The sequence below is a fragment of the Bradyrhizobium sp. USDA 4541 genome (assembly GCF_024171085.1).
Taxonomy (GTDB): domain Bacteria; phylum Pseudomonadota; class Alphaproteobacteria; order Rhizobiales; family Xanthobacteraceae; genus Bradyrhizobium; species Bradyrhizobium australafricanum.
In genome coordinates this window covers 2,443,773-2,456,260 of sequence record NZ_JALJZF010000001.1, presented here as the reverse complement: position 1 = coordinate 2,456,260, position 12,488 = coordinate 2,443,773, and the positions used below count along the sequence as shown (strand labels likewise).

General features: G+C 64.4%; 13 protein-coding genes. 2 read left to right on the top strand and 11 right to left on the bottom strand.

What is annotated here, in order from left to right; all coding sequences use genetic code 11:
• Window positions 1–274 precede the first annotated feature (274 nt).
• Window positions 275–1,705, top strand: coding sequence for a cytochrome c peroxidase (locus tag J2R80_RS11430; RefSeq protein WP_253588791.1), 1,431 nt, complete (start codon window positions 275–277; stop codon window positions 1,703–1,705).
• A 12-nt stretch (window positions 1,706–1,717) separates the two neighbouring features.
• On the opposite strand, the gene J2R80_RS11425 is transcribed toward J2R80_RS11430, so the two are convergent.
• From J2R80_RS11425 to J2R80_RS11410, 4 genes are all read right to left on the bottom strand, one after another.
• Entirely contained in the window at window positions 1,718–2,404 is a 687-nt protein-coding gene (locus tag J2R80_RS11425; RefSeq protein ID WP_253588790.1) for a hypothetical protein, read from the bottom strand.
• A gap of 118 nt (window positions 2,405–2,522) precedes the next feature.
• A complete protein-coding gene (locus J2R80_RS11420) occupies window positions 2,523–4,574 on the bottom strand; it encodes an alkaline phosphatase family protein (protein ID WP_057017773.1) in 2,052 nt (683 codons plus the stop codon).
• Window positions 4,575–4,818: 244 nt separating this feature from the next.
• Window positions 4,819–6,195, bottom strand: a complete 1,377-nt coding sequence (locus J2R80_RS11415; protein WP_253638603.1) for a cytochrome c peroxidase — start codon at window positions 6,193–6,195, stop codon at window positions 4,819–4,821.
• Window positions 6,192–6,977: an EfeM/EfeO family lipoprotein gene (locus J2R80_RS11410; protein WP_253588788.1), complete on the bottom strand. Its 786-nt coding sequence runs from the start codon at window positions 6,975–6,977 to the stop codon at window positions 6,192–6,194. Before J2R80_RS11410 ends, J2R80_RS11415 begins: the two co-directional genes overlap by 4 nt.
• Window positions 6,978–7,275: 298 nt before the next feature.
• Between J2R80_RS11410 and J2R80_RS11405 the strand changes: the two genes are divergently transcribed.
• Window positions 7,276–7,713: an A24 family peptidase gene (locus J2R80_RS11405; RefSeq protein ID WP_253638602.1), complete on the top strand. Its 438-nt coding sequence runs from the start codon at window positions 7,276–7,278 to the stop codon at window positions 7,711–7,713.
• 20 nt (window positions 7,714–7,733) lie between these two features.
• On the opposite strand, the gene J2R80_RS11400 is transcribed toward J2R80_RS11405, so the two are convergent.
• Genes J2R80_RS11400 through J2R80_RS11370 form a run of 7 tightly spaced genes read right to left on the bottom strand, consistent with a single transcriptional unit; the run spans window position 7,734 to window position 12,478 of the window.
• Window positions 7,734–8,378: a hypothetical protein gene (locus J2R80_RS11400; RefSeq protein ID WP_253588786.1), complete on the bottom strand. Its 645-nt coding sequence runs from the start codon at window positions 8,376–8,378 to the stop codon at window positions 7,734–7,736.
• A complete protein-coding gene (gene gspM, locus J2R80_RS11395; RefSeq protein ID WP_253588785.1) occupies window positions 8,378–8,941 on the bottom strand; it encodes a type II secretion system protein GspM in 564 nt (187 codons plus the stop codon). The genes J2R80_RS11400 and gspM overlap by 1 nt, the downstream gene beginning before the upstream one ends.
• A complete protein-coding gene (locus tag J2R80_RS11390; RefSeq protein WP_229190383.1) occupies window positions 8,938–10,011 on the bottom strand; it encodes a PilN domain-containing protein in 1,074 nt (357 codons plus the stop codon). The genes gspM and J2R80_RS11390 overlap by 4 nt, the downstream gene beginning before the upstream one ends.
• The gene (locus J2R80_RS11385; RefSeq protein WP_253588784.1) at window positions 10,011–10,925 is read right to left on the bottom strand and encodes a general secretion pathway protein GspK; all 915 of its coding nucleotides are present in this window, start codon (window positions 10,923–10,925) and stop codon (window positions 10,011–10,013) included. The genes J2R80_RS11390 and J2R80_RS11385 overlap by 1 nt, the downstream gene beginning before the upstream one ends.
• The gene (locus J2R80_RS11380; RefSeq protein ID WP_253638601.1) at window positions 10,925–11,632 is read right to left on the bottom strand and encodes a type II secretion system protein J; all 708 of its coding nucleotides are present in this window, start codon (window positions 11,630–11,632) and stop codon (window positions 10,925–10,927) included. Before J2R80_RS11380 ends, J2R80_RS11385 begins: the two co-directional genes overlap by 1 nt.
• Window positions 11,629–12,039, bottom strand: coding sequence for a prepilin-type N-terminal cleavage/methylation domain-containing protein (locus tag J2R80_RS11375; RefSeq protein ID WP_156436257.1), 411 nt, complete (start codon window positions 12,037–12,039; stop codon window positions 11,629–11,631). The genes J2R80_RS11380 and J2R80_RS11375 overlap by 4 nt, the downstream gene beginning before the upstream one ends.
• Window positions 12,014–12,478: a type II secretion system protein gene (locus tag J2R80_RS11370; protein WP_050386340.1), complete on the bottom strand. Its 465-nt coding sequence runs from the start codon at window positions 12,476–12,478 to the stop codon at window positions 12,014–12,016. The genes J2R80_RS11375 and J2R80_RS11370 overlap by 26 nt, the downstream gene beginning before the upstream one ends.
• Window positions 12,479–12,488: the final 10 nt, after the last annotated feature.

Sequence of the window (12,488 nt, the reverse complement as noted above, 5' to 3'; positions counted from 1 at the left end):
GGAGCTACACGCTATGCAAAACACATTTCGCTGGGATGACTGTTTTTCGACGCGCGCGCAAACGCGCGGAAAGATGCTCGCGCACCAACAGACTTTCATCGTGTCAAACGCAGACTGCGTTGCGCTTCGCTGATCGCGCGTCATCAAACCGCAATCAAAATTCGTCTATCCAGTCAGATGGTCATTGATCCTGCCGACAGGAAACTGTCACCTCCGTGACATCTTCCGACGCGCGGCAGCGCATATACATTTGTGACAGGGACGTTTTCGCGCGATGGCTTGGGATATTCTGGCGTCCGGCTCCGGAAAACATCGCGCGACAGCCGCCGATCGCGGCGTCAGACCGGCACGGGGCGCGTGGCTGGCGCTCGTCGTTGCCCTGCTCCCGTTGCGCGCGACGGCGTTCCCGCTCGGCGGCGACCAGACCGTGCTGCCGGCCGGCACTGAATTTTCCGAGGAGGCGCCGGCGCGGCCGCGCGAACTCTTTCATTCCGAAGCCGTCGGTGGGCGAAAGTCCTATTTGGTCAATCTCGGCGATCTCGCGTTCAACTCGCCTTCCATCCTCGGCGGCAAGGCGCGTCAGGCCGAGATGAGCTGCGGCACCTGTCACGTCAACGGCGCATCGAACCCGAAACTGTTCGTTCCGGGCGCATCCTCCCGGCCGGGCACCTTCGATACGACCAGCCTTGTCTTCAACGCGAAGACGTTCAACAGCATCCTCGATCCGGTGAGGATTCCGAGCCTGCGCGGCGCCCGCTTCCTCGCCCCCTACGGACATGACGGACGCATCACCTCGCTGCGCGACTTCGTCTACAATGTCATCGTCAATGAATTTTCCGGTCCGAAGCCGCGTGACGAGGTTCTCGACGGCCTGGTCGCCTATATCAACGATATCGATTTCCTCCCCAATCCGAAGATTGCGCCCGGCGGCAGGCTTGCCGCGCAGGCGAGCCTGGCCGAGCGCCGCGGCGAGGCGCTGTTCTTCAAGCCGTTCCCGAAGCAGGCCGAGCTGAGCTGCGCCGGTTGTCATGTTCCGGGTGGTACCTTCAACGACCAGATGCGCCACGACGTCGGATCCGGTGGACTGGTGAAGACCCCGACTTTGCTGAACGCCAACTTCAACGCCCCGTATTTCCACGATGGCCGCTACGACAGCTATGAACAGGTGGTCGATCATTTCGATCGTGTGTTCGACCTCGAACTATCGACCCAGGACACCCAGGACCTCGTGGCCTATCTGAATGCGGTCGGCGACGGCGAACGCCCGTTCGACAAGGACGGCGTCATGCTCCGGATGAGAGAGGTGCTCGAGCTCTCGAGCGTCCTCGAGGTCGCGATCCCGGCTGCCGACACCGCGGTGGTGTCACTGGCCGTGACCGGGGTCGGGGCCGAACTGCGCGAACTGACCGAGCGCATCCCAGACATCAGGAACACCTCGATCGGTGGCAAGGACGAGCGGCTGGCGGCGCGCGCGATCCTGAAGGACCTCGTTCTCACCCTGCGCCGCATCGATCTCGATGTCGCCGCCGGCCGTATCGACGATGCGATGGCCGAATATCGCAACTTTGCGCAGCTGGTGCACTTCGACGTACCCGTCGCCCTGAAAAAGGCCGAACCCTGGTCGCTGTTCAACAGCAACGTGCATCAGTCGCACTACACTGCGCTCGGCCGGATCCTGCCGGTAACAAGCCAGCAGTCGCACTAACGGACGGCGTGCTCACTCCGAAGCCGGCGGCTCAACCCATACGTCACTCTGCTGGATCCGACGGATCAGCGCTTGCGGGTCGAACTTGCGCAAGCCTGCGGGGATTTCAAACGTCTGCGCCGGCTGCGGCTCGTCGCGGATGTGATCGGCAGCGATCACCGTCCCATCCGCGGTCTTGATCCGTACCGGAAATCTGCGCGCGCGGTCGATCCAGCCGACAAAGCTCAAACCGGACGGCGCGGCGATTCGAAAGACGTCTGTGTCGTGCCCCGCGATGGTTTCCGTTCCATCGCGCTGGCAGTGCCACGTCGCGAGGTCGATCGGCGCGGACAGCTGCGCCATCGCCAGCCATTGCCGGCAGGGATCATCCGGATCAACCGGAATGAACATCCGGGTGAGCGGGCTCGATTGCCGCGCGTCCATGTAAACCCGTGCCGCCGGACGGACGAAATAGGCCGCGGGCTTGCCCGTATCGATCAGGAAGAAGCCGTCGGGCAGCGCGCTTGTCTCGATCCGTGCTTTTCCGCCCGAGACCCGCGAGGCTCCCATGGCGGTTGCCGTGTCGTCCTTGTTCGCGACGAGGTCGGCGGAAAACTGCTGCGCCATGGCCGGGATCGCCGCGCCGGCCAGGATGGCGACGGCAAGCAGGCCGGCCGCGACGCTGCTGCTGATCGCGCACGTCTTCTCATTGCGTTTCATCGCATGTCTCCGGTCGATCAGGTGGCAGGGACACAACATGACGGCGCCGACCGAACCATTGGTTCGATCGGCGCCGCCCTTGGATGCAGTCAAGACCTCGCCGTGGGCGAGAGCTTGATCACTCGGTGTAGGACAACGTGACCGGCTTGCTGAAGTCGAACGCGTCGAACATATCAGACAATGCCGGGCTGTTGGTCGGAACATACTCGTTGTTCTTCGAGTAGGTCGGGTTCGGCAGGTTGTCGCGGCTGCGGTTCGTGAGCGGCTGGAGAGCCCAGTTGCGCTCGATGAACTTCAGCAGCGAAACGTGGTCGGCGTAGTTGTGGTTGACCTTGCCGCCCGTCGAATAGGGCGAAAGGATCAGGGTCGGAATGCGCGGTCCGTCGCCGAAGAAGTCGATGGACTGCTGGTAGCCGGAATCCCAATAGCCGCCGGCCTCGTCCCAGGTGATGAAGACCGCGGTTTCAGCCTTCAGCTCCGGATTGTTGTCCAGCGAGTTGAGCACGTTGAGGACATAGGCCTCGAACAGATCAACCTTCGAGCTCTGCGGATGACCGTCGAGCAGGCCGTCCGGCTTGCCGAACGACACCGCAGGCAGCGTGTTGTTCTGGATCGCCGTGATCAGATCGGCAGTGTCCTTCATGTGAGCCTGACGCACGGCCGGGTTGGCCATGATCGAGGTCGCATACTGGAACGGATTGCAGATCTGGCAGTAGGCAACACCGAGCGCGTGCGCCGGATCGGCGACCGCAGCGGCGCTGAGGTTGGGGTTCGACGGATTGGCGGCAACCGCGGCGTTGGAAAGCGCCACGGCGTCGTTGAACGCGCCACCATAGAACGCCCAGGAGACGTTCTTCTCCATGAGCGCATCGCCGATCGTGCGAACCGACGACGGCGGCACGTTGTTACCGCCCGACAGCGCGCCGTTCGGCAGATAGCCCGGGTTGACGTTGTTGAGCATGTAGTAGTGGTTGGGCTTGCAGTTCGGCTCCGCCGCGTATGGCAGATTGTTGAGGTAGGTGACGATCGGCTTGACGCCGGGCTGGAAGACATCAGAGCAATTGCTCCAATTGCCGTCGACAGTGTAGCGGTTGACCGAACCCGCGACCGGATTCGGATTGGCGATCAGGTTGGCCGGCGGCGTCACCGGATTGCCCTTGCCGTCGCTCCAGAAGGCCGCGTCGCCGGTACCGAGCATGAAGTGGTTCGCGCCGGTGCCGCCGTGGAACGACTGGTGGAAGTTGTCGCTCAGGGTGAAGCGGTCGGCCAGCATCTTCAGGACCGGAGCCTGACCCTGCTGGGCATTGTAGAAGCCCATCGAGTTGGCCATGCTCTTGTTGGACGCCGAATAGGTCGCCATCACGAACGGGAACAAGTCGTTCAGGCAGCCCGAATTGTTCTTCTTGGTGGCGTTGGCGGCGCTGCAGTCTTCCTGCTGCCAATCCTGATAGAAGCGATGCGTCGAGTCGCCGGTATAGTCGTCGTCGCTGATCTGCTCACCCTGCAACTGGAACGGTCCGTTCAGACCGCCGGCGCCGGGAATGCGGGTATCCAGCACACCGGTCGGCAGGCCGCTGAAGCCGGTGGTGAGGATATCGAGATCGGCCGGGTCCATGTCCTTCTCGACGCTGGCTTCGGCGATCGTCTTGAACGGGGGCGCGGTGTCGCTCTGCGCGGTCGGCGTGCCGGCCGTGTTCGGCTGCGGCATCGGGTTGGTCGCGTTGTAGGGCGACTTCGCGATGGTCGGTGCGCCGATATAGTACAAGGGCTGGCCCGCGACCGAGGACTGCTGCGCCTGCGCAAAGTTCGGTCCCGGCGTTCCATCCTCGTTGACGATGCCCTTCGACAACAGGTTGGAGATGGTCTGTCCCTTGCCCTTCGGCTTGTAGATGCCGAAGGTGTGATCGAGGCCGCGGTTCTCACCGATCAGGATGATGACGTGCTTGATCGGCGACGCGGTCTTCACGCCGTGATCGCCGTCACCATGATGGCCATGGTTCCCATGATTCGCACGATCGCCCTCCTCGTGCGCCTGGTGATTGTGATGCGGACGCTTGTCCCAATCACTGCGGCCGCCCGGATAGTGAGCAGCATATGCGGCCGTTGCGACGAGCACCGTTGACGCGATGCAGAGCGCGGTGCTGGTTCGCCAGTGCTTTTTGTAATTCAAACTCATTGTCGACCTCAGGGTGTTTGCGGTTAGCAACACACACTGCTTAGTGCGACAATATGACGCATGGTTTTCGCTTACGTGAAAGCGCGCAAGAAATTTCGAAACGTTCAAATATTTTCTAAGGAGACATCTGCCGCCGCGCGGTGCATCTCCACGATTCAATCATGCAACCAATGATCGAAAATTGATCGAGCATCCGCGCCCGCAGCGCAGATCGCAAAATCACTTCAATACAACGCAATCAATGCGAAAGGTGCCTGGAGCGCATCACCTGGCGAAGCGCAGCATAATGTTGGTCATGCACGCCCTGATTGAATAGCGACCACGGCTCGGCGCTGGCCAACAGCGCCGGCACTGCAGCAGCCATCAGATTGCGATAATTCCTGAACTCGGTTGCGGCATCCGCGTTGCGCCCTGCCGCAACCGCCATCTCGATTCGCCGCAGCGTGAGCACGAGCTCCTTGAGGCCGTTGCGCGCAAGTACGCGCTGCTGCTCCCCGCCCGAGACGCTGGTGTTCTTGCGGTCGGGATACTGCTCGGTCAACTCGCGCAGTTCGCGGCCGATCGTATCGACCGCCAGCGCAACGATGTCCTTGTCACCTGCCGGAATCGCAGTCGCGAGCACCATCGAGAAATCGTTGATCTCTTTCAACGTTGCACCGGCACCGTCGCGCTCATAGGGCTGAACGCCATCGCCGACTGCCGTGAGATAGGCGACGAGGTCGCCCTTGTCCTGCGCCGAGAGCTCGAGCTGAAAGGTCCGGTCGAAATAATCGACAACCTGGTCGTAATTGTCGAAGCGGCCGTCGTGAAAGTACGGCGCGTTGAAATCGGCATTGCGCAGCGTCGGCGTCTTGAACAGTCCGCCCGAACCGACATCGTGCTGCTGGTGATCGACAAAGCCGGACGACGGAACGTGGCAGCCCGCGCAGCTCAGCGCGGGATCGTGCGGGAACGGCTTTGCGAACAGCACCTCGCCGCGGCGCTCCGCGTCGCTGATCTTGCCGGCCAGCCGTCCGGCGGGACCAAGGCTCGGATTGGGCAGGAAGTCGATGTCGTGAATATACGCCACGATCGCATCGAGCGTTGCCGGCGACGGCTCGGGACCTGCGAACTCGTTGGTGATGACGTTGTGGACGAAGTCGCGCAGCGAGGCGAAGCGGCCGTCGGCGCCGTAGGGCGCAAGATAGCGGGCGCCGCGCAGGCTCGGGATCCGCACGGAATCGAACGCCAGATTGTTGGCCTTCGGATTGAACAGCGGACCGGTGGTGTCGAACGTGCCGGGCCGGCTCGACATCTTCGGCATGAAGAATTTGGCGTTGTTCGCGCCATTGACGTGGCAGGTGCCGCAGGTCACGCCGGCCTGCCGCGCCACGTCACCGAGCAGCCCAGGCGAATTGAACGCGAGATCGCCGAGATTCACCAGATACGACTTGGCTCCGGTCCGCTCGGACTGGAACACCTCGCGCGGCTTGTCGAGCGCATCCTCGTTCAGTTCGGTCGCGACAGGCAGCACGGTCTTGTCACCGTCGACCGGAAACGCCACCGCACGCCCGAGCAGTGCCAGGGCGATGACACCGGAGAGCAGCGTGGCCAGACGCAGGTGAAGCGATGTCATCGCGCCTGGGCCTCCAGGGTCGGCCGCTGCAGCCCGAGCTTTGCCGAGGCGCTCTGCAACGCAACCACCAGTTCCTCGCTGGTCTGGCGCAGATCGGCAATGTTGACATGCGGCAGGTCGGGCGTAGCGACGATCGCTTCGAGCTGCTCGATCCGGTTGGTCACCATCTCGTCGAGCTTGCCGTCGACCGTGTTGAGCGCCGCCGAGAAGATCGTGTGGTAGGCGAAGTCGATGCCGGCGATGTTGTTGCGCATGTCGTCCAGCGAGGTGCCGCTAATGCGCGACTCGCCGCCATCGGCCTTGCTCTCTCCGACCTCGTAGGCAAGCCGCACCGTGCCATCCAGAAGGCCCTGCGGCGTCAGCTTGATATCCTTGAGCTTGCCGTGGAGATCGTTCAGATGCTCGACAAGGCCGGTCGCATCCGTTGCAACGTCGGTGCTGGCAGCTCCGAACAGTTTCGCCTCGATGGCGTGGAACCCGCTGTCCGCGTTGGGCCAGGCGTCGATCTGCGCATCGAGCTCAGGCACGAAGCCCGCGGTGAACACCTCCGAGCGCTCCCAGCCGGCGCGCGCCGACAGCCAGGCCTTCTTCGCTCCGGGCAAATCCGCCGCTGCGGCGCGCTCGCGCAGTGCACGCGCGCCTGTCAGCGCACCGGCGACGCCCTCGATCAAATATGGCCGGTAGCGCTCGGCGCCCTCCTCGAGAGCGCCGGCATTCGCGGCGCGCACGCCTGCGAACGCTACCAGCAAAGCAAGGCACGCCGCCACTTGCATCTTGTGCATAGTCAACCCACTCGTCTGCCACGAAGGGCTCGCGGCATGTAGCGGGGCGAACTATTGTCGGTATCCTATGCGGATTTGTGACAGCGCAGACTTTTTGTCGCATCTTTTCTGCTTCGCGATCGTCGATGACGATCACAATCTCGCAAACTCGTTGGCGCTGCTGCAGACGGATTGAAATTGGACTGTTCAACGCGCGTGAGTTGTTGCAACACAACGTTCGCACCCGTCACACTTGTCCGTCGTCATGCAGATTGATCGCGAAGCTCTCTATTTTATCGGATCTTACGGCGCGCTTTGCATGCTTTGCTGCGCGGTCGCGCTGATCGATCTTCGCCACGGCATCATCCCGAATTGGCTGAACCTTGCGATCGCGGCGCTCGGTCTCGCCAACGTCGTCGTCACCGAAGGCACGATGGCCGCCTTCACCGCCATGGCGATTGCGGTCCTGGTCGGCATCGTGTTCCTTCTACTGCAGCGTCTTTACTTCGCCTTGCGGCATGTCGACGGATTGGGACTTGGCGACGTCAAGTTTCTTGCCGCCGCGGCGATCTGGGTCGGCGCGACAGGCGTTCCGACCTTGCTGCTGATCGCGGCACTCGCGGCGCTCGGTGTTGCCGGCGGCCTGCAACTCGCAGGTCACGAGATGAAGCGCCAGAGCTCGATCCCGTTCGGCCCGTTTCTGGCGCTCGGGTTTCTCGTGACGCCGGCCCTTCAGAGCTGGCTCGCGTTGAACTAGCATCTCGGTCCGACGCGCGGTCACATCTGGCGCCGCGCGGCCAAGGGCTTCCTTTCCGTGCTGACCGGAACCAGGCGGACATCGCCGCTCTCGTCGCCACCGGGCTGGGGCAATGTGAGCACGGCCCCCTGATCGTCCTTCTGCATCGTGACTTCGCGGCCGTTGATGGACCGCAGCTTCCATCCCTGGAAGTCGTCGCCGATCTTCAGCCGCAGCGCCGTCTTGGTCGACTGATCGAGAAAGATCCCGAAGCTTTCGTCATCTCCCGCGATCGTGCCGACCAGCGACAGCGGCGGTGGCTCGATCGCGACCTTGCGCGGCGGCGGCGGCGCCGGCTTGCTAACCTCCGGTTCCGCAACGACGGCAGGCGGCGGTCGCCGCGACGGCGAGAACACCGGCCGGTCGCGCGTGTTGGACAGTGTCTTGAGCGGGATGCCCCACAATGGATTTGCGCTGAGCGGCCGGGGTGTCGGTGCCGGCGACGGGACCACCCGGACCGACGTCACCGGTTCGGACGGTGGCGGTGAACTCAGCACCGGTCCGCCGAGGCGAGTATCGTCGAGCATCCCGGCGTCCAATGCATCGCCGGACGGGGCAGGCACCGCAGCCGGCGACGAATAGGCCGACACTGCCAACAGCACGATGGTCGCTGCGAAGCGTCGCATCATTTCGCTCCTCGCCATTGTCCGGAGACGCCGAGCAGCACGCGCAGCTTGCCGGGATCGGCGCTCTTGGCGGCCTCGTCGGCGACGGGTTGCACGACCAGTTGGTCGATGAACAAAAACGGCATGCCGGCTTCCAGATCGTAGAGCACCTGCTGCAATTGCGCTTGCTCGATCTCGCTGCTCGCGACCATGCTGATGAAGCCGGCCTTGGCCGGCGCGTTCGGAACGTCGAGCTGCGTCGACAGCACGTTGCCGCCGGCCTTGATCACCGCACCCGACACCCGTTGCAGCAAGGTGGCGCCGGCCACCGTGACGGTCGCCCCCTCGAGATAGGCCGAGCCGGTCGGCATCGGCGGCTGACCGGGCGCGGTATTCGCCCTGGATCTCCCCTCCAGTTGCTCGAGCATTCCGGCCGCTGCCGCGACATCGCTGCGCAGGCCGATGATGTCGGAGAGTGACGAGATGACGACAAAGAGCAGCAGCACGAACAGGCCGAGATAGCTCGCGGTCGCGACCATTGGCGAGGTGCTGACAGCGGTCAGCGATCGGGATGCTGCGCTCATGAGCCGGACCCAAAATAAGCAGTGATGTTGGCCTCGACGTGGAACCGCTCGGCCGATTCATTTGCCGCACGCGTCGTCGGCGCGAAGAACGTCGCGCGGGTGAATTGCGGCGACTGCTCCAGCAACCGGATCAGGGATGGCGCATCCTGGGTCAGTCCGACCACCTGCACCTTGTTGCCCTCGATGCGAAGCTCCGTCACATAGGTCGTGTCGGGCAGCACGCGCGAGACCGCTTCCAGGACCATGACGCTCGACGGCGTCGTCTGCTTGCGCTTGGCCAGCAGGCCGAGCCCGGACGAGTCGCCATTGGCATCGAGACGCAGCGCGGCGCGGCGCTGCGCGATCCGGTGTTGCAGATCGTCCTGCTCGGATTGCAGCCGCCCGCCGAGATAGATGTTCAGCAGCAGCGAGCCCGCGGCCGCGGCCGCTGTCGAGACCAGGCCGACGCGCAACAGGCGCGGAACCGAAGGCCCGGCAAGGCCGCGCAGCGACTTGTCGAGCAGCGTCACCTGCTGCGCGGCGCCGTCGCCGCCAACCGCCGGCGCGAAGACCGCGACGGAGGCGGCGCCGAGCATCCTCGCCATCCGGATCAACGGATCGACCTTCGCCGCCGCGGTCGCGCCGAACGCGACTTCGATGCGGTCATTGGCGATCGGTTGCGGCGAACTCCAGCCAAACACGGCATCGGCAGCGCTCCATGGAGTCAGCCGGTCGACCTGTGCGCGGATCATGCCGTCGAGGAAGTCGCTTGCCTGGCTCGGGAAATCGAGCACGCGGCTGACGATTTGATCCGATCGCAAACGCACCTCGATGCGGCTGCCGTCGAACGCGGTCTTCCACTCCGCCGGCAGCGGAGGCTGCGGCGCATCGTGATCGAGCCGGAACGAAACCGGCATCGAAGGCGAGCCATCCTTCGAGACCGCGAGGCGGGCGGTGAACGTACCATCGCCATTCTCGTCGAGCTCGATGCTGCGCCGGCGCATGAACATGCCGGCGACGCCGTCGACGGCCGTCGCGACCGCGGCGATCCATTGCTCGAACCATTGCCGTGCCTCGGCAAGCATTGCCATCAACCTCTCCTGCGCGGCAGAGCCGTAATTCGCGCCTCGACGTCGTTTTGCCAGGACAACACCCGATAGGGCTCGACCTTGTCACCGAGTGCGATCACCGCCTCGGATGTGGTCCGGTGACCGTTGCGGAAGCGGATCGAGATTGCGATCCGGTAGCACGGGCTCTGCGCCGTCGATGCCGCGCTTTGCTGGCTTGGGGCCTGCGTTCCGGCAGCGATTCCGCTCGGCGAAGCCGGGCGCGCCCCGAAGCCGTCCTGGTCCTTCCCCGGTGCCTTATCGACGGCGAGAGCGACTTCCGGTGCGGCAATGGTCGGATCAACGTCCGGACCGCCGTTAAACACCGTCACGAATGGCAACACGCGATCGACAAACGCTTCGGGGATGCCGGCGACCAGCGCCAGCTCGTTGACATGGGTGAACAGCCCCTGCCGCGGCGAATAGCCAAGCGCGTTGTAGCGCGCCGCCTCCACGTTCTCGCTGCCCGGCGCGGGCCGGGTTCGCCAGCCGACGATCCGGTCGGCATATTCGGCGGCGGCGTCCTTGCGGGCACCGAGCACGACGAACAGGCCGATCAGCATCTCCTTCGATGCATAATTCAGATCAAGGCGGCCGGCCTCCGACGTGAAGGTGACATCGACGCTGGCATCGTCGAGACCGAAATGAAACGTCCCCTGCTGCGGCCTCGTCTTCTCGTCCGCCAGCGTCAGCTGATAGGCGGTGAGCTCAACCCCGGCCGACACCAGCGCCTCGGTCTGCAACGACAGATCGCTGGCCGCCAGCGCGCGCGCCGACGCGGCCAGATAGGCCGAGAAGATGATCGCCAGCGACGACAGCGCCAGCAGGATCCAGAGCACCGCAACGATGACGAAACCGCGATTGGCCGGCGATCGGCCGATCTTGCCGGACGCGCCCATCACGTCTTCCCCTGATCGGTGTCACTGCCGGAACTCTGCTTGTCGCCGCAATTGCCGTCCGGCTTGGTGCAGTCGCTCGGAATCTGGACATGGACCGGCGCGATGGTCGAAACCGACAGGACGCGCTGGCTCGCCGCGTCGCGCACGGTCAGCCGGATCATCGCCGGCAGTCTGTCCGCGTCCTTCCACGCGCTCTTCCAGGCCCGGTCAGCACCGGCATAGGCGAACGACAGCCGATAGGGCGCGCGCAGCAGCACCACCGGGCTGGCGAGATGGACCTGTTCCGACAGCGACACCCCTTCAGCCAGCGGCGTGAACCGCGTCTGCGTGCGAACCGTGACGAACTCGCCGCGATCGCGCGTCTCGCCAAGGCGCACCACGTCGAGCCCCGGCCCGGCATTCGGCCCCACCGACGTGCGCACAAACATCACGGACAACTCCGATCCGTCGAACAGCGGCTTGTGGCTGTCGCGGTTGGCGGCAACGAACTCCGCGGCCGCAAGATCGGCGCCGATCCGCTCCAGCGCGATCCCGATCAATTCGCTGCGCTGGATCCGGTCGAGGCCTCTGTTCCAGCTCGGCAGCCACTGCGCCGTGATGCTGGCGAACGCCGACAGCAACAGCCCCATCAGCGCCAGCGCGACGATGGTCTCGATCAGCGTGAAGCCGCGCTCGCCCGTTCGCTGGTCTGCCCATGCCCGGGTCATTCCGACGACCTCGGCATCAGGCGCACGGTGCGAATGTCGGACAGCGCACCGCCCGGAGATTTGACGCGAATCCGTACCAGCTCCGGAGCCCAGGGCACATTGCCCTCGGGCACTTTCCAGTCGCCACCGAGCGGACTGACATCAATCGTCCAGCGGTAGCCCTCCGCCTGCCCCGTCGAGGTGCCCGACTGCAATTCCGCGCGGGGCGGGATGCCGACCGTCATCAAGGTGCGCACCGCCTGCATCAGCGCCACGTGCTGCTCCAGCGCCCGCACGCCGCGCGTCTTGACGCCCATGACGGCGCCGATCGCAACGATCGAGACGGCCACCAGCGCCAGCGCCACCAGCACCTCGATGATGGTGAACCCCGCATCAGTGCGGTTAGTTGGCGGCGACGTCGCGAGCAACGATTTCAACCCTTCCGGTAAGCCAGTTGACGCGGACCTCATATCCCGCATCGAGCCGCGTCAGCGCGATGGAGCCGCCGCAGGAACCGCCATTGGCGAAGAAGCGGATCGTCGACAGTGCGGCGCGGCGCTGACAGCTCTGCGGCAGCACGGCATCGAACCGCACGTCTTCGGGGATCCGCACCGTCATGCGCGACGCGCCGGAGTGGATCACCCGGCTCGGCGCATCGACCAGCGTCGCAACACTGGTGCTGCGCTCGATGGCGGCATTCCGATCGGCCTTCAGCAGCGTCGCGGTCTGCAATGCATAGGCCTGCAGGCGCGATCGCGAGGTCTGGTGCGGAATGAACGGAAGCAGCACGGCCGCCAGCAGCGCGATGATGGCGAGCACGCACACCATCTCGAGCAGGGTGAAACCGCGCTGCGTCGCGTCACTCATGCTTGCGATG